The sequence below is a fragment of the Streptomyces sp. NPDC058464 genome, assembly GCF_042721035.1.
Taxonomy (GTDB): Bacteria; Actinomycetota; Actinomycetes; order Streptomycetales; family Streptomycetaceae; genus Streptomyces.
Genome location: NZ_JBHXMA010000047.1, coordinates 19,366 through 41,168 on the forward strand (window position 1 = coordinate 19,366; position 21,803 = coordinate 41,168).

General features: G+C 73.3%; 18 protein-coding genes. 6 read left to right on the plus strand and 12 right to left on the minus strand.

Annotated elements, in window-relative coordinates; translation table 11 throughout:
* Positions 1–25 precede the first annotated feature (25 nt).
* Together ACFWPQ_RS42320 and ACFWPQ_RS42325 are read left to right on the plus strand one after the other, a co-directional pair.
* On the plus strand, positions 26–904 hold the full coding sequence (locus ACFWPQ_RS42320) for a TauD/TfdA dioxygenase family protein (protein ID WP_384047593.1): 879 nt from the start codon (positions 26–28) through the stop codon (positions 902–904).
* Between the two features lie 22 nt (positions 905–926).
* Positions 927–1,643 carry a hypothetical protein gene (locus ACFWPQ_RS42325; RefSeq protein ID WP_384047596.1) on the plus strand — a complete coding sequence of 239 codons (717 nt, stop codon included), beginning with the start codon at positions 927–929 and terminating at the stop codon, positions 1,641–1,643.
* Positions 1,644–1,652: 9 nt separating this feature from the next.
* Here ACFWPQ_RS42325 and ACFWPQ_RS42330 read toward each other — a convergent pair whose 3' ends face one another.
* The 10 genes from ACFWPQ_RS42330 to ACFWPQ_RS42375 all read right to left on the minus strand — a co-directional run bounded on the left by ACFWPQ_RS42330 (position 1,653) and on the right by ACFWPQ_RS42375 (position 15,309).
* The gene (locus ACFWPQ_RS42330; protein WP_384047599.1) at positions 1,653–3,776 is read right to left on the minus strand and encodes an exo-alpha-sialidase; all 2,124 of its coding nucleotides are present in this window, start codon (positions 3,774–3,776) and stop codon (positions 1,653–1,655) included.
* A gap of 150 nt (positions 3,777–3,926) precedes the next feature.
* The gene (locus tag ACFWPQ_RS42335; RefSeq protein WP_384047602.1) at positions 3,927–5,027 is read right to left on the minus strand and encodes a dihydrodipicolinate synthase family protein; all 1,101 of its coding nucleotides are present in this window, start codon (positions 5,025–5,027) and stop codon (positions 3,927–3,929) included.
* The gene (locus tag ACFWPQ_RS42340) at positions 5,027–6,640 is read right to left on the minus strand and encodes an FAD-dependent oxidoreductase (protein WP_384047605.1); all 1,614 of its coding nucleotides are present in this window, start codon (positions 6,638–6,640) and stop codon (positions 5,027–5,029) included. The genes ACFWPQ_RS42335 and ACFWPQ_RS42340 overlap by 1 nt, the downstream gene beginning before the upstream one ends.
* On the minus strand, positions 6,637–8,892 hold the full coding sequence (locus ACFWPQ_RS42345) for a trehalase family glycosidase (protein ID WP_384047608.1): 2,256 nt from the start codon (positions 8,890–8,892) through the stop codon (positions 6,637–6,639). The genes ACFWPQ_RS42340 and ACFWPQ_RS42345 overlap by 4 nt, the downstream gene beginning before the upstream one ends.
* Positions 8,889–9,770, minus strand: coding sequence for an ATP-binding cassette domain-containing protein (locus ACFWPQ_RS42350; protein WP_361302963.1), 882 nt, complete (start codon positions 9,768–9,770; stop codon positions 8,889–8,891). The genes ACFWPQ_RS42345 and ACFWPQ_RS42350 overlap by 4 nt, the downstream gene beginning before the upstream one ends.
* Positions 9,767–10,804, minus strand: coding sequence for an ABC transporter ATP-binding protein (locus ACFWPQ_RS42355; RefSeq protein ID WP_384047612.1), 1,038 nt, complete (start codon positions 10,802–10,804; stop codon positions 9,767–9,769). Before ACFWPQ_RS42355 ends, ACFWPQ_RS42350 begins: the two co-directional genes overlap by 4 nt.
* A complete protein-coding gene (locus ACFWPQ_RS42360) occupies positions 10,801–12,339 on the minus strand; it encodes an ABC transporter substrate-binding protein (RefSeq protein WP_384047615.1) in 1,539 nt (512 codons plus the stop codon). Before ACFWPQ_RS42360 ends, ACFWPQ_RS42355 begins: the two co-directional genes overlap by 4 nt.
* Before the next feature lie 68 nt (positions 12,340–12,407).
* Complete coding sequence (locus ACFWPQ_RS42365) at positions 12,408–13,286, minus strand: ABC transporter permease (RefSeq protein WP_384047617.1); 879 nt, start codon at positions 13,284–13,286, stop codon at positions 12,408–12,410.
* The gene (locus ACFWPQ_RS42370) at positions 13,286–14,212 is read right to left on the minus strand and encodes an ABC transporter permease (RefSeq protein ID WP_384047620.1); all 927 of its coding nucleotides are present in this window, start codon (positions 14,210–14,212) and stop codon (positions 13,286–13,288) included. The genes ACFWPQ_RS42365 and ACFWPQ_RS42370 overlap by 1 nt, the downstream gene beginning before the upstream one ends.
* Entirely contained in the window at positions 14,209–15,309 is a 1,101-nt protein-coding gene (locus ACFWPQ_RS42375; protein WP_384047623.1) for a LacI family DNA-binding transcriptional regulator, read from the minus strand. Before ACFWPQ_RS42375 ends, ACFWPQ_RS42370 begins: the two co-directional genes overlap by 4 nt.
* A 245-nt stretch (positions 15,310–15,554) precedes the next feature.
* On the opposite strand from ACFWPQ_RS42375, the gene ACFWPQ_RS42380 reads away from it, so the two are divergent.
* Positions 15,555–16,412, plus strand: a complete 858-nt coding sequence (locus ACFWPQ_RS42380) for a phytanoyl-CoA dioxygenase family protein (RefSeq protein ID WP_384047626.1) — start codon at positions 15,555–15,557, stop codon at positions 16,410–16,412.
* Between the two features lie 4 nt (positions 16,413–16,416).
* Positions 16,417–17,340: an AraC family transcriptional regulator gene (locus ACFWPQ_RS42385; RefSeq protein ID WP_384047628.1), complete on the plus strand. Its 924-nt coding sequence runs from the start codon at positions 16,417–16,419 to the stop codon at positions 17,338–17,340.
* A gap of 74 nt (positions 17,341–17,414) precedes the next feature.
* On the opposite strand, the gene ACFWPQ_RS42390 is transcribed toward ACFWPQ_RS42385, so the two are convergent.
* Entirely contained in the window at positions 17,415–18,281 is an 867-nt protein-coding gene (locus ACFWPQ_RS42390; protein WP_384047631.1) for an aldo/keto reductase, read from the minus strand.
* A gap of 192 nt (positions 18,282–18,473) precedes the next feature.
* Here ACFWPQ_RS42390 and ACFWPQ_RS42395 point away from each other — a divergent pair, with 192 nt between their 5' ends.
* A complete protein-coding gene (locus tag ACFWPQ_RS42395) occupies positions 18,474–20,147 on the plus strand; it encodes an FAD-dependent oxidoreductase (protein ID WP_384047633.1) in 1,674 nt (557 codons plus the stop codon).
* A gap of 155 nt (positions 20,148–20,302) precedes the next feature.
* Positions 20,303–20,734 carry an OsmC family peroxiredoxin gene (locus ACFWPQ_RS42400; RefSeq protein ID WP_384047636.1) on the plus strand — a complete coding sequence of 144 codons (432 nt, stop codon included), beginning with the start codon at positions 20,303–20,305 and terminating at the stop codon, positions 20,732–20,734.
* A 15-nt stretch (positions 20,735–20,749) separates the two neighbouring features.
* On the opposite strand, the gene ACFWPQ_RS42405 is transcribed toward ACFWPQ_RS42400, so the two are convergent.
* Positions 20,750–21,712 carry a phosphotransferase family protein gene (locus ACFWPQ_RS42405; RefSeq protein WP_384047638.1) on the minus strand — a complete coding sequence of 321 codons (963 nt, stop codon included), beginning with the start codon at positions 21,710–21,712 and terminating at the stop codon, positions 20,750–20,752.
* Positions 21,713–21,803 lie beyond the last annotated feature (91 nt).

The following is a 21,803-nucleotide window of genomic DNA, read 5'->3' on the forward strand; positions in this document are numbered from 1 at the left end:
TCGCCCCGTCCCAAGGAGGTTCCTCATGGAGGACTACGCGCTGCGCGCGGTAGAGCAGCTCACCACCCGCCCCGCCGAGCCCTACGACACCCTCTCCGTCGCCCCGATCACGCCGGTGCTGGGCGCCGAGGTCACCGGCCTCGACCTCTCCCGTGAGCTGACGCCGCAGCAGGAGAAGGAGCTCAAGCACGCCTTCCACACCCACCACGTGCTGGTCTTCCGCGACCAGGACCTGACCCCCGAGGAACACAAGCGGTTCGCGGGCGTCTTCGGCGAACTGCACCCCGTCGCGCTCGCCGCCGAGGGTTCCGACCCGCACATCCTGGAGATCAAGGCGGACAAGGACTCCAAGGCCGTCGCCGGCAACGGCTGGCACTCCGACGGCACCGCCGACGCCGAGCCCTCCCTCGGCTCCATGCTGTACATCACCACGATCCCCGAGGGCGGCAGCGGCGGCGACACCCTGTTCGCCAACATGCACCTCGCCTACGAGCTGCTCTCCCCCGCCCTGCGCGGCTTCCTCGACGGCCTGACCGCCCTCCACGACGGCGCCAAGCCCTGGACGGACGCCGGGCTGACCCCGCCGCCCGAGTACGACGTGCCGCGCACCGAGCAGCCGGTCGTCGTCCGCCATCCGGAGAACGGCCGCAAGCTGCTCTTCGTCAACGCCCCCTACACCTCGCACATCACCCAGCTGTCGCGTGCCGAGAGCGACGCCCTGCTGGGGATGCTGTACGCGCACATCGCCCGTACCCCGCTGCTGCACTGCCGGGTCCGCTGGCAGGAGCGCACGCTGGTGTTCTGGGACAACCGCAGCGTGCAGCACCACGCGGTGTGGGACTACTTCCCGCACACCAGGGAGGGTCGCCGCGTGGCGATCGACGGCACGAGCCTGCACGCCTGACGCGGCCGGGAGGACAGCGCACATGGCCACGACCACGGCCGCCCCGGCGGCGTTCCGCGCCGCGCTGCGGACCGGGTCCGCCGAGCCGCCCGCGGCCGGCGTGCCCGACTGGCTGTGGCGGCTCGCCACCGCCGTCCACGGGGAACTGCCGCCGACCGCCGCGGACGCCTGGGCCGACCGGCTGCACGGCCTCCTCGGCCCGGCGGGGGTTCCCGCCGGGCTGGCGGCCGTGCACCTCTGGCAGGCGGACACCGTGCTGCCGCTGCTCGCGGGGACAGCGGACACGGCCGCGCCGGCGGAGCTGCACCGTGCGGCGGCCCAGGGCGCACCTGCCGAACCGGACACCTGGCGGTCGGCGCTGGACCCGTTGCTGCTGCGGCTGTACGACGCCGCCTACGACCGTGCCTCCGCCTACGCGGAGGGGCACACGGGCGCCCGCGACTACGCCCTGGCCAACGGGTACGCCGCGGCCGAGGCGGACGCGTACGGCCACGAGTACGCGCGGCTCAGCAGCGAGGCGAACGCCCGTGCCTTCGCCGAGGCACACGCGGAGGCCCTCGGCCCGGCACTCGCGGCGGCGTACGCCGCCGACGACGCGCAGGGCTACGCCGCCACGTTCCCCGGCGCGCATCTGAAGGCCGTCGTACGCGCCACGGCGGCAACGGCCGAAACCCCGCGGGCCCAGGCCCAGTTCCTGGCCGACGGCCTGCTCACGGCGCTCGGGGCCGCCCGTCCGTGAGGCCGGGGGTCAGGTCTTCGGGCCCAGCAGGCGGATCGCGTCGGCGGCCACCACGCCGTCGGCGTCGTTGGTCAGTTCGACCGACGTGGTGAGACCGGCCTGGAGCCGGAACTCGCCGAGCGGGAGCCAGGTACCGCCGCGCGGGTCGGTGGTGCCCGCGGCCCGCTGGTCGACGCGCACGGTGGTGGTGCCGTCCGCGTGGACGACGGTGTACGGGGCGTTGCTCGCCCGGTTGGCGGACGGCGGACAGGACGTCTGGATCTCGTACACGCCGTCCTGCGGCACGGCCGGCTGCCAGCGCACCTTCCGCTCGCCCGAACCGGCGGGCGCCGTACGGTAGTTGCCCGACCAGTAGCCGGGGTCCGCGGTCGCCGTGGGCCAGCTGCCGCTGACGAGCGCGAAGCCCAGCCGGTCGTTGTCCACGACCACCTCCGCGCGCACGTCGGCGGAGCCCGGCGCCTCGATCAGGCTGAGCGAGTCGAGGCCGAGCCGCGTCCCGCCGCCCCTGCCGGGTCCCGTCACCGCGCAGCGCAGGGTGTGCCGTCCGGCGCGCAGCCGGGTGGCACCGAGGTGCGCCAGGTCGAAGCCGTCCGCCGTCTGCGCCGTGGTGTCGATCGCGAAGGCGGGCAGTGGGGTGCGGTCCACGGTGACGGTGGTCAGGGCGCCGTCCGCCGTGCGGTAGTAGCGCAGGAGCAGCTCGTAGTCGCCGGTGCGCGGCACCCGGAAGGTGAACTCCACGGTGTCGCCGACCTGTTCGGGAGTGAGGACCAGGCGCTCGCCACGGCGGGCGAGCGGATCGGCGACGGTCTGCACGGCGCCGCCGGTGACCTCGCGGTCCGCTTCGGCCAACGCGACGACGGCCTCCGGGTAGTGGGGACCGTGGCGCAGGCTGTCGCGGCCGCCGGTCAGCCAGTCGAGGGAGAAACAGCAGACATTGACCTGGCGCGGGACACTCGCCATGTCGCCGTCGCAGCCGTAGAGCAGCACGATGGTGCCGTCGGACAGCCGGGCGAGATCCGAGTAGAAGGAGCGGTTCTCGTTGACGACCCGCTGGTACCGGTAGGAGAAGCCCTCGTCGTAGCTGACCGCCACCGTCATGTTGTACCTGACGGGTGAGTCGGGCCGGCTGAACAGCACCCGCCCGGGTGCGCGGCTGCCGGGGCCGCCGGTGTAGCGCAGCAGGCCGGCGTCCACCGCGTTGAACGAGCCGGTGCTGCCGTCGAGCGCGGGCTGCGACCAGGTCATTCCGTCGTCGGTGCTGACGGACACGATGCGCTGGTTCTCACCGCCCGACGCGAAGCGGCCGTTGACGACGACGGTGCCGTCGGAGCGCTGCACCATCCGCGCCTCGTTGATGGGGTCGGCGACCTGTACGGGCACCGCGCCGGTCGCCTGCCAGGTGGCGCCGTGGTCGTCGCTGTAGACCGGCGCCACGCCGTACATCCGCTGGGCGACGGTGTTGCCCACGATCACCCTGCGGTGCAGGCAGTTGAGCAGCAGCCGGCCGGAGCGCAGCTGGAGTCCGTGGCCCGGACCGGGGCCGTGCAGCGCCCAGTTGTAGGGGAAGCCGTCGAACAGGCCTGCCAGGCTGCGTACTTCGCTCCACGTCCGCCCGCTGTCCCGGCTGGAGATCACGTACAGCTCGCCCGAGTCGCCCGAGCACGAGGTGTTCTGCGGGAGCCGGAGCGAGAGCATGTAGAAGAGGAAGACCTCCCGTGTCTCCCGGTCCACGACCAGCGCCGGGTTGCCCCAGGACTGTCCGTCGACGGAGGCGACCAGGGTGCGGGTCTCCTCCCAGGTCCGGCCGCCGTCGGTGCTGCGGCGCAGCAGCAGGTCACGGGGCCCGGCGTCGCACACCTCGTGGCGGCCCTCGGTCACGGCCAGGACGGTGTCGTCGGGCAGTACGGCGAGCGCGTGGACGTGATAGCTCACGAGCGGGCCCTCGACGGAGTCCCAGAGGGTCTGCTCCTCGAAGAAGGCGCCGTGCCGGCCCGACGCGGAGGTCCGGCCGGCCGCCTGGGCCGTGGCTCCGAGGGCCACCGGGCCCAACGCGGCGGTCGCCGTGGCGCCGACGACTCCCAGGGCGAAGGATCTGCGGTTCATGGCGATGCCGTTCGGTCTGCTGTCGGACATGGTGGGCCACCCCTTTCGGGCGGAACGGAGGAGAGGGACCCGGCGCGGGGCATCCCGCGCACCGGGTCGGCGGCAAGTGCGGGTGCCGGCGTGGATGCCGGCGTGGATGCCGGTGTGGGTGTGGGTGTAGATGGGGGCGTGCGTCTGGGATCAGGCACGTATGAGATGTGCGTCGAGGGGGGCGAGCAGGTCGAGCAGGGCCTGCCGTTCCTTGTCGGAGCACGGGGTGAAGGGCGCCGCGGCATGCGGCGGGCACAGCCCTCGCTCGGCGAGGACGGCCTTCACCGCCGGAACTCCGGGACGTACGGTGTGCAGCGCCAGCACCTCGTCGAGCAGCCGTTGCGCGCGCCGGGCGTCGTCGTCCCGGCCGTCGTGGTGGGCCCGGAACAGCTCGGCGGTCACCGCGGGGGCCACGTTGGCCACCCCGAGCACCATTCCGTCGGCTCCGAGCCGCAGCCCGTCCAGTGCCTGCCGCTCCGCGCCCTGGCTGACTCCGAAGTCGTCGCGCCGGCGGGCCGCCGAGAGGGCGTGTCCGAACAGCGCCGGGTCGCCCGAGCTGTCCTTGACACCCACCAGGTGTGCGAGGCCGGTCAGTTCGTCGAGCAGGGCGGGGGTCAGCGGGTTGCTGTAGCGGGGAGCGTTGTAGGCGACGACGGGAATGCCGAGGCCGGCGAAGGCCGCGTAGTGGGCGACGATCTCGTCGTGCCGGTGGTGGAAGTAGACCGGCGGACTGAGCACCAGCGCGTCGGGGGCGGCGGGCCGGACGGCCTCCGCCCGGGCCAGCGCCTCGGCGGTGCCGGGTGCCGTGACGTTGATCAACACCGGTCCGCTGTCGGTGAGTTCGCGCCAGCGTGCCGCCACCCCGGCCGAGAAGTCGCCCAGTTGTGCCGTGGGGAGCAGCGGGCCCTCGCCGTTGCTGCCGAAGAGCATGAGACCGCGTGCGCCTGCGGCCGCCAGCGCCGTGAGCAGGAGATCGGCGGCCGGGGCCGAGGGGTGTCCGGGGCGGTCCATCGGGGTGACCAGCGGGACGATGACGCCGGAGAGCAGGGCGCGGCCGTCGACCAGGCGCTCCGCTGTGCGCGCCGTGGTGGGCCGTCGTGCGGCTGCAGCGCCGTCGTGGCTGGTCGCGCCCCGCGGCGGAGCCGCATGCTGATACAGCCCCGCGCCTCTTTGGGGCGCTTCGCCTGCCCCTCCTGACCTGGATCGCTCGGCCGGTCTCGCCCCGTGGCCGCTTCTGCCCTCCGCGCCCATCAATACCCCTTGACCTCGGGCCAGGCCAGTTCCACCCCGGCGCGCGTGAGTTCGTCCTGGAAGTGGTGCAGACGTTGGGCGTCCTCGTACACCTGCTCCACGTCCAGCCGGTTGTCGAGGCAGTGGGCCGCCAGTGACCCGGCCGCCTCGCCGATGTTCCACTCGACGGGGTGCAGCCGGTAGCAGCCGTTGGTGATGTGGGTGGAGCCGATGTTCTTGCACACCGGCAGCAGGTTCCGCATCCGCACCGGGAGCAGGGCGCCCAGCGGGATCTGGAAGGGGCTGCTGGCCACGTCGATGTAGGTGTCGCCGCCGGTGGACGGATGCAGGTCGATCCGGTACATCCCGATGCCGACCGAGTCCGGGTGGCGCACCGCTCCGTGCTCGCCCCGCACGGCGAGGGACAGGTCCTGTTCGACGATCCGGCGCCGGGCGACGATCCGGCGTGACTCACGGATGTACGGTGCCTTGGCCAGCCCGTCGGCCGTGCCCAGCACGTCGCCGCGCAGCCGCAGCCCGGGCCAGCCGGTGCCGCCGTCGGGGCGGGGGGCCTCGGTCTGCAGCCAGTAGAGCATGCTCATGCTGAGCTCACGGGCTCCCGCCAGATGCCGGTCCCGCTCCTTGTCGTCCACCCCGATCAGCGGTCCGGGCAGATAATCGATCATGGGCCAGTTGACGATGGTGACATCGCTCGCGGCGAACCCCGGCCGGTACAGCTTCCGGGAGAACACCCGGCGGAACTCCCACAGTTCCTTGTCGCCCGCGTCCTTGCTCTGGTCGGCGACGACCGGCCCCGAGTCGGTGTTCGGGGTGAACCCGCGCGGTACGGTCTCCAGCGTCCTCGGGTCGGGGGCGCTGAGGCTCAGCAGCCGGTTCGGCCACTGCGGGGGATGGTAGGCGGCCCAGCGGTCGTAACCGGCCGGCCGGTCGACGGTGTGGTCCTCCCCGGCCCGGTGGTCGACGGCGAACACCCAAGAGAACGCCTGCATGTTGCCCGGCTGCGCCTCGTCGGGTGCGCTCGGCTCCCCGGTGTCCCGCCGTGACTCGAAGCCCGTGACATGCTCGGTGCCGGTCAGCGGCAGCAGCTCGCCGAGTTCCGTCGCGTCCAGGACGTACGGCGCGGACACCTCGACCCGGGTGCCGTCCGGGCCCTCGACGACCACGGACCGCACCCGGTCGCCGTCCACGGAGGCGGCCACCGGACGGTGCCGGTACAGGATCCGCAGCCGCCCGGCGGCCACGTACGGCGCGACCATGGCCGTCAGCACGGCGGCGCCGACCCGCGGTTCGTGGCACAGCGGGCTCACGCGCCCCTCGCCCGGGTTGAGATACCGGCGCCGCCGGGCCTCCTCGGTGAGCGGATACCAGGTCCGGTAGTGGTCGCGGATCGCCTCGCGCAGCGCGCGGTAGGTGCGGGTGGCGCCGAACTGCTCGATCCAGGCGTGCTCGTCGGGCGGCACGCCCTGGCTGGTGAGCTGCCCGCCGATCCAGTCGGTCTCCTCGGTGAGCAGGACCGTCCGCCCCCGGTCGAGGGCGGCCAGTGCCGCGGCCACCCCGCCGAGGCCCCCGCCGACGACGAGGATGTCCGTGGCCGCCGACGTCGGCGCGCTCATGTACCGCTCCCTTCCCGTACGTCACCCGTGCCGTCCGGACCGAACGTGAATCTCCGGGGTGCGCCGCGTACGTCCACCGGCACGGGCGGACCGTCGCCCGGCGGGGTGACGAGCAGGTCGCCGGTGCCCTCGGCGGTCCCGGTGACCTCGTCGGCGGTTCGCCGGTATCCCCGGACGACGACGCCGGGCGCCGTGTCCAGCAGGACCCGCCCTTCGAGGCGGACGGTGAGCCGCTTCGCCGCCCGCACGCCGAGGCGGCCCTCGCCGAGCGGCAGGTTGCCGAGTTCCGCGGGCTCGCCCGGGTGGGCGAACCGCCAGCCGTCGGGGCGCGCGTCGGCCAGTTCGCCGAAGGCGAGGTACGCCAGCAGGCCTCCCCAGGCCATCAGCCCGTCCGAACGCTTCTCGAAGCCCGTGAGGTTCTCGCCGTCGACGGCCGGATAGTTCTCCCGGACGTGGCCGTACCCGCGCCACTCGTCGAGGAACAGCCGCAGCAGGTTCCCGACCACCGGCCGGCTCAGCTCCGTCAGCCCGTACCGGCGCAGTCCGCGGACGGCGAGGTAGGCCATCGGCGCCCAGATCCGGCCGCGCCAGTAGGTGGCCGCGAAACCGGGGTCGTCGCGGGCGACGCTGGGCAGCGGCCGTGTGCCGCCCAGCACTTCGGGCCGCAGCAGGTCCGCTGCGGTGGCTGCCGCACGGCCGGCGTCCGGCAACCCGCCGAGCAGCGCGTACAGCATCGTCGGCGAGACGTGCGGATCGTGCGTGCCCGCCGCCGTGAGGTTGCGGTAGCCGCCCCGCTCGGCGTCCCACAGCAGCCGGTCGGCGGCCGCCCTCGCCGTGGCGGCCTCGGCGCGCAGCCGGTCGGCCGTCGCCTGCTCCCCCAGGATGCCGGCGATGTCCGCCAGTGCCTCGGCGTCGGCGATGTGCAGCGCGTTCAGGCCGACGTCGGCGAGATCCATGGTGTGGGTCGCCGGGTCGTACCGGGCCTCGTCGTACATCGGCGAATCGTCCAGGCCCGACTCGCGTTTTGCCCGGTCCAGGGTGGCCGACGCCGGGTCGCCCGCGATCGGGTCGGAGCCCCAGGCGAGCAGCCCGTGCGGTCCGCGGCGGGCCCGCGGCCACCAGTCGTGCCAGGCCAGCAGCGCCGGGAAGGTGCTGCGCAGCAGCGTCGTGTCGCGGGTCCCGTGCGACAGGCCGCCCGCCAGATACGCCTGGTACACCGTCAGCGCGCCGACCGGCGGCTGCGAACGGTCGTCGGTGCGGCCCCTGTCGTCCGAGACCCGGTTCGGGATCATGCCGGTCTCGTCGGCGTACGGAAGGATCTGTTCGAAGATGCCGCGCGCGTAGTCCCGGTCGACGGCGGAGGCGACGAGGCCGGTGAAGAACGTGTCCCAGGCGTGCAGGGCCCAGGTGCCGTAGAAGCCCGTCCGCTCGGCGCAGACGAAGTCCCGGGAGGTCGGGGTGAGGACCCGGCCGAGGTCGGGGGCGTGGACGGTGTTCCAGGTGACGGCCGTGGCCAGGGCGTCGGCGGCGGCGCCGAGCCGGCCGCCGGACCGCAGCCGCGTCAGGTCGGCGGCGGCGCGGTGCGACGCGAGTACGCCGGCGGTGCGCGCCGCCGTGCCCGGTGCGTCGGCCGGCCCGATCCGCAGCTCCACCGGGCCCGGGACGCGGAACGCCAGGACCAGCGCGTCCGGCGGGCCCTCGACCCGGTCCGCGGCCGACGAGGCGGTGACGGTCCAGCGGAGCCCGCCCGCGAGGACGGTCCCGAGCAGGAAGTCGCCGGCCCCCGCCGCCGCATCCGGACGCCCTGCCGTACCCGGACGCTCCGCCGTATCCGGACGGACCATCGCCCTCGGGCGCCGCGTCGGCTCGACGACGCCGGTGAGACCGTCCACGGACAGCGCGACGCGGCCCGTGCTCTCGGCGCGGACGTACAGGATGTCGCCGGGTCCGCCCGCGAACTCCAGCCGCAGTCGGTGTCCCGCCGCCCGTACCGTCGCCTCGGCGTAGCTGCCGTCCACGGTGTGCGGCCCGAGCCGTTCGAAACCGTCGCGCCAGGTGAACCCGTCGAGCACCGGGCCTCCGGGGCCGAGCACGCCGAACCGCACCCGCGGTCCTGACGGCAGCCGGCTCATACCGGTGTGCGTACGGACGTCCCAGGTGTTCCAGCCGATCGGCGCGGGAGTACCGGTGGCACGCGCGGGAGTTCTGGTGGCGCGCCTCTCTCCGGCCCCGCTCCCGCTCATACGGCTCATACGACCGCCCTGCCGTCGGCGGTGCCGTCCCCCGGCACCGAGTCGTCGAGGTCCAGGGCCGCGTCCAGCAGCGCCCGGGTGTAGGGGTGCCGCGGTGCGGTCAGCACCTCGCCGGTGCGGCCCTCCTCCACGATCACGCCCCGGTGCATCACCGCCACCCGGTCGGCGATCTGGTGCACCACCCCCAGGTCGTGCGAGATGAACAGCATGGCGAGCCGGTGCCGGCCGCGCAGATCGACCAGCAGCCGCAGGATCTGGGCCTGGACCGACACGTCGAGCGCCGACACCGCCTCGTCGCAGACCAGCAGCCGGGGCCGTACCGCCAGCGCCCTGGCGATGCTGACCCGCTGGCACTGACCGCCGGACAGGTCCCCCGCGCGGCGCGCCGCCACCTCGGGGTCGAGGCCCATGTCGGCGAGGAGCCGGTGCAGGGCCCCGGTGCGGTCGCCCTCGGGCGCGGTGACCGGGTGGGTGCGCCAGACCTCGGCGATGATCGAGGCGACCGTCATCCGCGGGTTCAGCGACGAACGCGGGTCCTGGAACACCATCTGCACCGCACGCTGCAGTTCGGGCGGGCGGCGCCCCGCGCGGCCGAGCGGCCGTCCCTCGAAGGTGACGGTCCCGGCGCCGGGCCGCAGCAGTCCGGCCACGCAGCGGGCCACGGTGGTCTTGCCGGAGCCCGACTCGCCGACGAGCCCGACTGTCTCCTCGGGGGCCACCGACAGGCTCACCCCGTCCACGGCGGCCCGGCCGGCCCGGCCTCCCCACCGGGCGCCGCCCCGGCCGCCGTAGGTGACGCGCAGGTCGCGCACGTCGAGGAGGGCGTGTCCGCCGGGAGGTGCGGGCACGTCGAGGAGTTCGCGTTCGCTCGCGCTCACGGTCCCGGCACCTCCTCGGCGAAGTGGCAGGCGCTCCAGCGGTCCGGCGCCACCTCCCGTACCTGGGGCGGTTCGGCGCGGCACCGGGCGCGGGCCATCGGACAGCGCGGGTGGAAGGCGCAGCCGGCCGGGCGGTTGGCCGGTGTCGCCGGGGCCCCGGGCAGCGGGTCGGCCAGTGCGGTGCGGGTCCGGACGGCGGGCACGCTGCGCACCAGGGCCGCGGTGTACGGATGGGCGGGCCGGCGCAGGACGTCACGGGCGGGCCCTCGTTCGCAGACCCGTCCCGCGTACATCACGACGACCCGCTCGCCGACGTGCGACACGACCCGCAGGTCGTGGCTGACGAGGAGCATCGCAAGGCCGTCCGCCGCCTGGATGCCGGCCAGCAGCCGCAGGATCCGGGACTGCACGGTGACGTCGAGTGCCGTGGTGGGCTCGTCGGCGAGCAGCAGCGCGGGGTTGCCGGCCAGCGCCATGGCGATCACGGCACGCTGGCGGAGACCTCCGGAGAGTTCGTGCGGGTAGGCGCGCATCCGCCGTTCCGGCTCGGGCACCCCGACCCGGTCGAGGAGTTCGACGACCCGGCGGTTGACCTCGGCGCGGGGCAGCCGGTCGCGGCGTGGCACCTCGCCGATCTGACGGGCGATCCGCTGGGTCGGGTTCAGGGCCGCGAGGGGGTCCTGGAAGATCATCGCGATCTCCCGGCCGCGTACCGCGCGGCGCCGGGCGGGGCCGGCGGCGAGCAGGTCCTCGCCATGCCACAGCAGCCGGCCGGACAGGGTGGCGCCCTCGGGCGGCAGGCCCAGGATCGCCTGCGCGGTCATGGTCTTCCCGCTGCCCGACTCGCCGATCAGCCCCACGGTGGTGGCCCGTGGCACGTCGAAGGAGACACCGTCCACGACGCGGGTCCGGGTGCCGTGCGGGCCGGGCAGTTCCACCGCCAGGTCGTCGATCCGCAGGATCGGCCCGTCGGTCGCGGGCGCCGCCTTCCCGGCCCCGCTCTCCCGCGCGGTTCCGGCTCCGGCGGGGGTCACGAGCCGCCCGTCCGTACGGTGGCGAAGTCCGGCAGCCCGCTGGCGTCGGGGACGAATCCCTTGAGGTCGCTGTTCCAGGCGTAGGCGATGCTCACCGACATCGGGTACATCCCGACGGCGTCCTGCCAGATGATGCGGCTGGCCTGGCCGTAGAGGTCGGTGCGCTTCTGCTTGTCGGCCGTGGCGCCGGCCGCCGCCAGCAGGCCGTCCAGCTGCTTGTTGCAGTAGCCCATGCGCTTGGCCGCACAGGTGTAGAGGCGGCCGAGGTTGCTGGCCGCGTCGTAGCTGGGGGTGGCCAGCTGCTGGAAGTTGATGTCCCACTTGAGCGCGAGCAGGTCCTCCGTGAAGACGGCCTGCTCCTTCTCCAGCGGATCCACCTGCACGCCGACCTTCTGGAGGTCCGAGACGACGGCCTGGACGAAGGGCTTGAACTCGTCGTTGGCGAACTGGAGGCGGAGCTTCTTCGAGAAGTCGAAGCCCGCGGCGGTGAGGGCCGCCTTGGCGGCCGTGGGGTCGTAGGCCACGGCCGGCTGTGCCGCGTGGCCGAGGACGACGCTCGTCACGGGTGCGTCGGCCGCCTTGCCGGTGTCGGGATACAGCTTGCTGATGATCGTCTTGAAGTCGACCGCCTGCCAGATGGCCCTGCGTACCTTCGCGTCCTTGAGGGCGGGGATCGAGGAGTTGAACCACATGGTGAACTCGGCGCTGCTCGGCACGGTCTGCACCGTCAGGTCCTGCTGGCTCTTGAGAGAGGCCAGTTGGTCGTCGGGGATGCCCCACACGACGTCGACCTCGCCGGTGCGCAGTGCGGTCAGGCGGGACGCGAGCTCGGGGATGTTCCGCACGGTGACCTTGCCCAGCGTGGGCTTGGTGCCCCGGTACTTCTTGTTGGGCACCAGGACCAGCGACCCGCTCGGGGTGAAGGCGTCGACGGTGAACGGGCCCGAGCCGACGGGGTGGTTGAAGAAGGCGGTGTCGTCCTTGCCGACGCCCGACGGGAGGACGTAGAAGGTGCCGAGCTTGCCGGGGACGGACGCGTCGGGTGCCGGGCTGTGCAGGACCACCTCGGTGGCGGAGACCTTGGTCATCGTGTCGCCGGGGAAGTTGCCCGCGTTGGGGCCGTTCAGGCCGATCATGCGCTGGAAGGAGGCGACCACATCGTCCGCGTCGAGGGCGGTGCCGTCGGAGAAGGTGACGCCGGAGCGCAGTGTGAACGTCCAGGCCGTGACGTCCTTGCTGGCCTTCCAGGAGGTGGCGAGGTCGCCTTCGAGGGTGCCGTCCGCGGTGGGTTTCACCAGTCTGCTGAAGATCTCCTGTGCGGCCAGCTGGGTTCCGGTGGAGGCGCCCTGGGCCCCATGCGGGTCCAGGCTCTCGATCGGGTAGGTGCCGGCGACCGTCACGTCGCCCGAGGCGGAGGAACCTCCTCCGTCCTCACCGCTGGTCGTGCTGCACGCGGCGAGGAGCGCCGCGCCCGCCGTGGCGGTGGTGGCGAGCCGGATCAGCCGGCGCCGCCCGTGCTCACGCGTCCTGGTCATGATGGTGCTCCTCTCGATCGAGGGTCGGTCGGAGTCAGCCGGTGGGTGAGGCGCTGTACCTGGCGGGTTCAGTCGGGGCGGCCACGCCCGTAGCGGGCGGTGAGCTGGTCGCCGAGGATGCCCACGTTGACGATCAGGAGGGACAGGGCGATGCCCGGCAGGGTGGAGATCCACCATTGTGTTTCGAGGTATTCCTTGCCGTTGGCGATGACCTGTCCCCAGGAGACGGTCGACGGGGGCAGTCCGATGCCGAGGAAGCTGAGCCCGGCCTCCGCCAGCACCACCAGCGCGAATTCGAGCGTGGCGAGGGCGACGACCGGTCCCGCCGTGAAGGGGAGCACGTGCCGGGCGAGGACCGTCCGGCCGGGCACGCCCAGCACCCGCGCGGCGTCCACCCAGGGCCGTTCCCGGACGGAGAGCGCGATGCCGCGGGTGACGCGGGCGAAGGTGATCCAGCCGGTGGCCGAGAGCGCGACGACGACCAGCAGGACACTGCGCTCGAAGGCGCCCGCGATCACGATGGCCAGCAGGATCGCGGGGAACGCCAGCAGGACGTCGAAGATCCGGGCGAGGACCGCGTCGGCGGCACCCCGGAAGTAGCCGGCGACGGCGCCGAGCAGGACCCCGACCAGGCAGGACAGCCCGACCGTGGACACGCCGATCAGCACCGCCGTGCGGGCCCCGTAGACGATCTGGGCGAGCAGGTCGCGGCCGAGGCCGTCCGTGCCGAGCCAGGCCGTGCCGCCGCCGGACACCTTGGAGCCGGGTGCGAGCAGCCGGTCCTCCAGGGAGGTGTGCACCGGGTCGTAGTGGATCACCATGGGTCCGACGAGGGCCACCAGCAGATAGCAGCCCACGACCAGGGCGGGGACCCGGGACAGGAGCGGGCGCCGGGCCCGCCGCTCAGGCGCCGCCGGCTTCTCGACGGCCACGGTGACGCCGGCCATCAGACGGCTCCCGTCCGGATCCGCGGATCCAGCTGGGCGATGAGCAGATCGGCCATCAGGTTGAGGACGACGACGATGCCGGCGATCAGCAGGGTGGCGCCCTGCACGACCGTGTAGTCGCGGTTGGCCACCGCCTCCACCACGAGCGAGCCGAGGCCGGGCCAGGCGAACACGTTCTCGACGATCACGGCGCCGCCGACCAGCGCCCCGACCTGGACGCCCACCACGGTCACCACCGGGATCAGCGAGTTGCGCAGGGCGTGCCCGAACAGCACCTGACGCTCGGTCAGTCCCTTGGAGCGGGCGGTCTGGATGTAGCTCTCGCGCATCGTCTCCGCGAGGCTGGTCCGGGTCAGCCGGGCGATGATCGCGACGAACGGGAACGCGAGGGTGACGGCCGGCAGGACCAGGTGCTGGGGCGAGCCGACCCCGGAACTGGGCAGCACGCGCAGGCTGAGGGCGAAGACCAGCACCAGCATGATGCCGATCCAGAACGTGGGGAACGACTGGAGGGCGATCGTGCAGGCCGAGACCACCCGGTCCAGCAGCCCGCCCGGCCGGGCGCCGGCCAGCATGCCGAGCGTGAGCCCCACGATCACCGCGATCACCGTGGCCGTCACGGTGAGGTCGATGGTGGCGGGCAGCCGGTCGAGGACCGCGCCCATCGCGGGCCTGCCGAGCCAGTGCGACTCGCCGAAGTCGAGCCGGCAGACGTCGCCGAGGTAGCTGAGGTACTGCGCGCCGAGCGGCCGGTCGAGTCCGAGCGAGGCGCGCAACTGGTCGAGCTGGCTGCGGGTGGCGTCCGGGCCGAGCAGGACCGTGGCGGGGTCGCCGGGCGCGGCCCGCACGATGAGGAAGATCAGCGAGGCGGCGCCCCACATCACGAAGACCCCGATGAGCAGCCGATGCACGATCATCCGGATCATGCCCTCGGCCTCCCGCCCCCGGTGGGAACCGGGCCGACCGAGTCGCCCGGTACGAAGGCGCAGGGCACCGTCAGCCGGCGCGGCGCCGGGGCCGCCTCGTCGAGCAGCTCGATCAGCAGCCGCACGGCCTCCCCCGCCATCCGGGCGCGGGGCAGTGAGAACCGGGTCCAGTTCCGGGACTCCGGTGTCCAGGACGGCGGATCGCCCAGCAGGGCCAGCGAGCAGTCCTGCGGGAACCGGACCCGTTCCGTGCCGGCCATCGTCGCCAGCGCGCCGGTGAGCCGGTCGTCCTCGGTCGGCTCGACCAGCAGCGCGGTGATCCCGAGTCCGTCGATCCACCCCTCCAGCCGCTCCACCGTCAGGCCGGCCGGGTCGGCCAGGCTCCGGATCAGCGCCTCGTCCTGGCCGAGGCCGGCCTCGGCCAGCCCGCTCCGGTATCCCTCCTCGCGGTCCCGGGTGGGCTCGCTGTCCTCCGGGGCCCGCAGGTACAGGATCCGGCGGTGGCCGAGTCGCGCCAGCTCCGCGACGAGGTGCGCGGTCGCCGAGACGTAGTCGGCGGCCACGTAGGAGAGTTCACCGTCGTCCACCTCACGACGTCCGACGAAGACGAACGGGAAGTCCTCCCGGACCAGCGCCGACAGCTCCTCGCGGCGGACGTTCCGGCCGAGCAGCACGCAACCGTCCGCGATCTTCAGCCGGTTGGTCCCGCCGGCGTAGATGGACCGCCCGGCCCTCGCCGTGCCGGCCGTGCTCCCGTCGGAGCAGAACAGCAGCAGGTCGTAGCCCTGCCGTGCCGTCTCCTCCTCCACGCCGAGCAGGAACGGGTAGTAGAAGTCGCGCTGGTCGGTGGGGAACACCGACTCGAAGGTGTAGAGCCCGAGGAGCCGGTTGCGGCCGCCTTTCAGGCTGCGTGCGGCGACATTGGCCGCGTAGCCCAGTTCCTCGGCCGCCGCCAGCACGGCCTGCCGGGTCGGTTCCGCGATCTGCGCACTCGCCGCGCCTCCGCTGATCACCAGCGACACCGTCGCCTGGGAGACTCCGGCGTGCCGGGCGATGTCCCGTTGGGTGGAGCGTCTACGTCGTTCGGGAGGGGCCATGAGCACTCCCAGTTAATACGTATTAGCAAGTGCCGAATGACGCTACTCGGATGCGGCGAAATGCGTCAAGACACATGAACGGCCCTTGTCCGTCCTGTTTCTGACACATGATCCGATCTTGCGGAGTGACCGGATTCGCCATCCGGGTGCACCGGCCGGCCATGGCACGGGGCCGCGATGTTCAGGACCATCGGGAGCACGACCGCATTCCGGTGTTCCGGCATCCCCGCGCGAAGGGAATCCCGATGAGCGACCCCACAGACGACCTCGCGACCCGCTTCCTCCGCGACGGATACGCCGTGCTCCCGGACGCCCTGACGCCGGGCGAGGTGGCGCAGTTGCGCGCGGAGACCGTACGGATCTGCCGGGGCGAGCGGGGCATCGTGGACGGGGCGCCGCCGCCGGTCGCGGGCGAGAGCGACGACGACACGGTCCGGCGGTTCCTGTGCGTGCACTATCCGCACAAGCTGTCGGCGCTCATGCTCGACACCATGCGCCATCCCGCCGTGGTCGGCCCGCTGACCGAGGTGATCGGACCCGACGTCAAGGCGATGCAGTCGATGCTGTTCGTCAAGTCCGAGGGCAGGCCGGGCCAGGCCTGGCACCAGGACGAGATGTTCATCCCCACCCGGGACCGGTCACTGACCGCCGCCTGGCTCGCCCTCGACGACGCCACTGTCGAGAACGGCTGCCTGTGGGTCCTGCCGGGTTCGCACCGGCCCGGCGTCATCTACCCCAACCGGCAGCACGACGACGCCCGTTACGACTGCACGGCCGAGTCCTACGGCTTCCCGTACGCCGAGGCCGACGCCGTTCCGGTCGAGATCGGCGCCGGATCGGTGCTGCTCTTCAACGGCTACCTGCTGCACAAGTCGCTGCCCAACACCGGCCGCCAGGGCTTCCGCCGGGCCCTGGTCAACCACTACATGAGTGCCTCCTCCCTCCTCCCCTGGGCGCCCCCCGACGCCGAAGTGCCCATGGCCCAGACCGACTTCCGGGACATCGTGCTGGTCGCGGGCCGGGACCCGTACGGCTACAAGGGCATCGCCGACATCCGCAGGCCCCGGGTGCGGCGCGACCGGTCCGGGGGCTGCGACAGGTGAGGCCGTGACCGGACACGTCCCGCCCCTGACCCCGGTGCTCCTGGCCCGGCTCGGTCCCGCGGTCGCCGACTACCCGCCCGGGTCGGTCTTCGGCCCCAGGGACGCCGGGTCGTACGAGTTCGTCTGGCTGCTGCACGGCAGCGCCCGCTGGGTCTGCGACGGCCTGACCGTGCCGCTGACGCCCAGTGCGCTGCTGCTCGTGCGCCCGGGTATGCGCGACACGTTCCACTGGGACACCCGCCGGCCCAGCCGGCACGCCTACACGCACTTCCGGCTGCCCGCGGCACCATGCGGCGCGGAGCCCGTCGACGACACCGGCTGGCCGGTCGTCCGGGACCTGACGGGGCGCGGCGACCCGATGGCCGCGCTCTGCCAGTACCTCCTGGTGCTCGGCGCGGCCCGCCCGCCGGACTGGGAACGGCACGCCGAGGAAACCCTGCGGCTGCTGCTCTTCACCTTCGTGCACGGCCCCGGCCCGGCGACCGGTGCCGAGACGCTCCCGGAACCCCTGGTCGCCATGGCCGCCGCGGTCCGCTCGCACTGGTCGGACGGCGTCGCCCGGCCGCTCCCCCTCGGGCGGCTGGCGCGGGCGGCCGGGGTCTCGGAGAGCACGCTGTCCCGGATCTGCCGGCGGCACCTCGGCGTCAGCCCCGTCGCGGGGCTCGAACGGCTGCGCCTGGCGCGGGCCGAGCCGCTGCTGTGGCTGAGCGGCCTCTCGCTGCGCGCCATAGCGGTGCGGTGCGGCTTCCCCGACGCCTACCACTTCTCGCGCCGGTTCCGCGCCGTCTACGGGATGTCCCCGAGCGCCTTCCGCGGGGTGCCGCCCGAGTCGGCACCGCCGTCCCCGGTCGGCGACGGCCCGCTGTCCGCGCTCCTGGCCCTGGTGCCGCCCTCGCACCCGCGGTCCGCCGACGGCCGCCGCTGCTGAGCGGGCCCTGCGGTGAACGGGACGCGGTGAACGGGACGCGGTAAAGGGGACGCGGTGAAGGGGACGTGACTGCCTCAGACGGCCCTCGTCAGCGCCGCGAACTCCTCGGTGGACAGCCGCACCGACGCCGCCGCGACGTTCTCGTCGAGGTGGGCCACCGACGACGTTCCCGGAATGGGCAGGATCACCGGGGAGCGGCGCAGCAGCCAGGCGAGTGCGAGCTGGGACGGCGTCGCGCCGTGGCTCCTGCTGACCCTCGCCAGCGGACCGTGCGACTCCGCGAGCGTGCCGGTCGCGATGGGGAACCAGGGTATGAACGCGAGGTTCTCGGCCTCGCAGTATGCGAGGACGTCCTCGGAGGTGCGGTCGGCGAGGTTGTAGAGGTTCTGGACCGACACGATCTCCGCGACCGCGCGGGCCTGCTCGAGCTGCGCGACCGAGACCTGGGACAGGCCGACATGGCGGATCTTCCCGTCCTGCTGGAGCCAGGTCAGCTCGCCGAGGGACTCCTCCACCGGCACCGCCGGGTCGATGCGGTGCAGTTGGTACAGGTCGATGCGCTCGACGCCGAGGTTGCGCAGGCTCTGCTCGACCTGCTGCCTGAGGTACTCGGGCCGGCCGTTCGGCAGCCACACACCGGGGCCGGGCCGGGTGAAGCCGCCCTTCGTGGCGATGACCAGGTCGGCGGGATAGGGGTGCAGCGCCTCCCGGATCAGCCGCTCGCTGACGGACGGGCCGTAGGAGTCCGCCGTGTCGATGAACGTCACCCCGAGCTCGGTCAGCCGGCGCAGCACCCGCACCGCCTCGCCCGGATCGCGTGGTTCGCCCCAGACCCCGGGTCCGGTGATGCGCATCGCACCGAATCCCAGGCGGTGCACCGGAAGGTCACCGCCGAGCAGGAACGTGCCGGAAGCCGCTGCGGGGGCGGGAGTGGTGGTCAACGCGATTCCTTCTTTCCACAGGCGAGGGGATCCGGGAACGACGACGGCGGGGCCGGGCCGACGCCGAGGACCAGCCTCCCACCGCGCCCACGGACGGCGCCCTCACCTATTCACGCGAGGGACGCGCGGACGCACCCGGCGGAGGATGGATCACCCCCACGGACCCTTGCCCACCAGCGAGAGAGGCACCACATGGACCACGTTGACCGAGGCCAGCCCTGGGTGTCGGCCCCGGCGGCACCGCTCTCCGGCGACCAGCTCAAGAAACTGGCGGCGCTCGGATCGGAGTTTCCGGCGAACTCCGGCGAGATCCTCTTCTCGGCGGGCGACGGGTCCTACGACTTCTTCGTCGTCCTCGAGGGATCCGCGGACGTGGTCGACCGGATCGGGGAGCCGGACGAACGGCTGGTCGCGTCGTACGGGCCCGCGGAGTTCCTGGGCGAGATCGGCATGCTGACGGGTGAGCGCGCCCGCTTCGCCGGTGTCATGCGAACCCCTGGCCGGCTGCTGCGGGTTCCGGTCCGCCGGATTCTCCGGCTCGTCGCCCAGGACGCCGGCCTCAGTGAGTACATCCTGCGGACGTTCCTGGAGCGCCGGGCGAACCTGGTGCGAAGAGGCGCGGGACTCACGCTCATCGGTTCCCGGTACGACGAGAGGAGCCGGGCGCTTCTCCAGTCGTTCTCGCTCGGCCGGACAGCCGTGCGCTGGCTGGACCTCGAGGAGCAGCCGGAGGCCGAGGCGCTGCTGCGTGAACTCCGGGTACCGGTGACCGACCTTCCCCTCGTCCTCGTCCCCGGCCGGCCTCTGCTGCGCAACCCGCAGCCGGCCGACATCGCCGCGGAGTTCGGGGAGCCGCCCGGCGCGGTGGCCGACGACGGCCCCGAGGTCGGTGACCTGCTCGTCGTCGGCGGCGGCCCCGGCGGTCTGGCGGCGGCGATGTACGGTGCCTCGGAAGGGCTTCGGACCACCCTCATCGACGCGGCGGCCTTCGGCGGCCAGGCCGGTACGTCCTCCAGGATCGAGAACTACCTCGGTTTTCCGGCCGGGCTCTCGGGCGCCGAACTGGCCACGCGGGGGACGATCCAGGCGGCGAAGTTCGGGGTCCGGCTGCACCGCAACGCCCGCGCGGCCGCCTTCGCCAGCAAGGCCGGCATCCACACCGTCACCTGCGACGACGGACGGACGTTCAGGGCGCGCGACGTCGTCATCGCCACCGGTGCCGACTACCGGCGCCTGGCCGTGCCCGGGATCGGCGACTGGGAAGGCAACGGCGTCCACTACTCGGCGACGGTCGCCGAGGCGGGGAACGCGCTCGGACGGCCCGTGGCCGTGATCGGCGGCGCCAACTCGGCCGGCCAGGCCGCCATGTTCCTGGCCCGGACGTCCGACCCGGTGCACCTCCTGGTACGGGGACCCGACCTCGACCACTCGATGTCCCGCTACCTGATCGACGCGGTCACCTCCCATCCGGGGATCCGGGTACGCGTCCGGACGGAGGCGGTCGGCGTGAGGGCGGATTCCTCGGTCACCGGGCTCGACGTGGTGGACGGCACCACCGGGCGGCGCTCCGCCCTGGAGGTCGCCGCGGTCTTCGTGTTCATCGGCGCCACGCCGTGCACCGGCTGGCTCGGCGGCCGGCTCGCGACGGACTCCGGGGGCTTCCTGCTCACGGGACACGACCTCGACGCCCTCGCGGCCGGCCGTCGAGCGCCCTTCCCCTTCGAGACGAGTGTCCCCGGCGTGTTCTGCATCGGCGACGTGCGCAGCGGGAGTGTCAAGCGCGTCGCGACCGCGGTCGGTGAGGGTTCCGCGGCGGTACGGCTCGTCTTCGAGCGGCGCCGGGCCGACGGGGAGCACGTGTGGTGACCACCGTCGACGCACACCACCGAACAGGGTCACCGCGCACGATTCCTCCGGTCTCACCTGTCCAGGTGATGCCGGTGAGCACCGAGCGTCGGAGACGATGCCCGCATCGGCGGCTTCGCGCCGCATCGACCGTACCGTCCACACCTGGAGGGCACATGCCCGTCTCGAAAGCACACGCGGCCTGGAACGGCGACATCCCCAGCGGGTCCGGGACCTTCACCGCCGGCGACGGCATCAGCGGGGGCGTGACGTACAAGTCCCGCTTCGAAGGCGGCCCCGGATCCAACCCGGAGCAGCTCATCGGTGCGGCTCACGCCACCTGCTTCTCCATGGCGCTCGCCAGCACGCTGGCCAGCGCCGGCTTCCCCGCCGAGTCGATCGAGACGGATGCCTCGGTGACCCTGCGGCCGGTCGACGGCACTCCCACGATCACGAGGATCGAGCTCGTGACGAGGGGCCGGGTCCCCGGGGTCGGGGAGGCCGAGTTCCGCGAGTTCGCCGCGTCGGCGAAGGCGAACTGCCCGGTCAGCCGGGCGCTGGCAGGCGTCCCCGAGGTCACCCTGCAGGCGACGCTCGCCGACGGCTGAGCCGGGCGCCCCGGCTCACCCGAGCGCGTCCATCAGGGCGGTGACGTAGGCGTCCAGCCGCTGCTCCACGGCCCGCGTGGTCAGCTCGGTCCGCCCCGCCTCCTGCCACGGCCGTGCCACCCACCGCACCGACGTCGAGAACCCCAGCGCGTCCAGCAGCCGCCAGTACAACCGCTCGCCCGCGGCCGCGGCCAGCGTCCCGCCGGCCTCCTCGTACGCCTCGGCGAACCGCAGACCCCACGCCGGGCCGTGCAGCATCGCGAGATTGGAGGAGCAGTGCGCCACATCGAGGTCCGCCGGACCCCAGGAGGTCTGCACCCAGTCGACGACGCCGGTGACACGGGGACCTGCCGGCCCCGGGGGCGGCACGTGGAACAGCACGTTGCCCGGCTGGAAGTCCCGGTGCAGGAACCGCCCTTCGTAGGGCGGCGGCGGCCGGCGGATCACGTCGGTCGCCGCCGCCCATGCCGTCGCGTCGGCGCCGTCCGGAGGGACCACGGCGTCGGCGGTCGTCCATGCCTGGTACTCCCGGGGACGCTCGGCGGGCCGCACGGCGTGGATCGCGACGAGCTGACGGGCCAGCAGGGGTACGCGTGCCTCCAGCCCCTGGTCGTCGAGGGCCGTCCGGCCCGCCAGGTGTGTCATCAGGAGTGACGGGTGCTCGCAGTGCGCGGCGGTCGCGTCGACCGCGACCGGTCCGGGAGCCGGCACACCGGTGCCCGTGAGCAGGGCGAGGGTGCCGGCCTCGCGGTTCAGCATGGCCTCGGCGTGTGCCACGAAGGCCGGGTCGACGAAGGACCGCAGCACCAGGTCCCGGGTGCCTCCGTCCGACGCGCCGATGGTCAGCCGGCGCATCTCGGCGGTGATGCCGCCGTGCAGCGCCTCGGTTCTGACGATCCGTTCGCCGTCCTTCAGATACCGGCTCGCCCAGGCCAGGGTCGACGGCCGGACGGTCCCCGCCTCATCGTGGTCGATCACCGTGCCACCCCACCACCCGGACGGCGGCCCGTGCAAAGGGCTTTCGCCGGAGGCGACGGCGACGCCGCTCCGGCCGACCCGGTCTCGTCAG

What these genes read in the sequence shown, in the direction of transcription:
- ACFWPQ_RS42320 (WP_384047593.1), top strand. Translation starts at nt 26, where the DNA reads ATGGAGGACTACGCGCTGCGCGCGGTAGAGCAGCTCACCACCCGCCCC.
- ACFWPQ_RS42325 (WP_384047596.1), top strand. Translation starts at nt 927, where the DNA reads ATGGCCACGACCACGGCCGCCCCGGCGGCGTTCCGCGCCGCGCTGCGG.
- ACFWPQ_RS42330 (WP_384047599.1), bottom strand. Translation starts at nt 3,776, where the DNA reads ATGTCCGACAGCAGACCGAACGGCATCGCCATGAACCGCAGATCCTTC.
- ACFWPQ_RS42335 (WP_384047602.1), bottom strand. Translation starts at nt 5,027, where the DNA reads ATGGGCGCGGAGGGCAGAAGCGGCCACGGGGCGAGACCGGCCGAGCGA.
- ACFWPQ_RS42340 (WP_384047605.1), bottom strand. Translation starts at nt 6,640, where the DNA reads ATGAGCGCGCCGACGTCGGCGGCCACGGACATCCTCGTCGTCGGCGGG.
- ACFWPQ_RS42345 (WP_384047608.1), bottom strand. Translation starts at nt 8,892, where the DNA reads ATGAGCCGTATGAGCGGGAGCGGGGCCGGAGAGAGGCGCGCCACCAGA.
- ACFWPQ_RS42360 (WP_384047615.1), bottom strand. Translation starts at nt 12,339, where the DNA reads ATGACCAGGACGCGTGAGCACGGGCGGCGCCGGCTGATCCGGCTCGCC.
- ACFWPQ_RS42365 (WP_384047617.1), bottom strand. Translation starts at nt 13,286, where the DNA reads ATGGCCGGCGTCACCGTGGCCGTCGAGAAGCCGGCGGCGCCTGAGCGG.
- ACFWPQ_RS42370 (WP_384047620.1), bottom strand. Translation starts at nt 14,212, where the DNA reads ATGATCCGGATGATCGTGCATCGGCTGCTCATCGGGGTCTTCGTGATG.
- ACFWPQ_RS42375 (WP_384047623.1), bottom strand. Translation starts at nt 15,309, where the DNA reads ATGGCCCCTCCCGAACGACGTAGACGCTCCACCCAACGGGACATCGCC.
- ACFWPQ_RS42380 (WP_384047626.1), top strand. Translation starts at nt 15,555, where the DNA reads ATGAGCGACCCCACAGACGACCTCGCGACCCGCTTCCTCCGCGACGGA.
- ACFWPQ_RS42395 (WP_384047633.1), top strand. Translation starts at nt 18,474, where the DNA reads ATGGACCACGTTGACCGAGGCCAGCCCTGGGTGTCGGCCCCGGCGGCA.
- ACFWPQ_RS42400 (WP_384047636.1), top strand. Translation starts at nt 20,303, where the DNA reads ATGCCCGTCTCGAAAGCACACGCGGCCTGGAACGGCGACATCCCCAGC.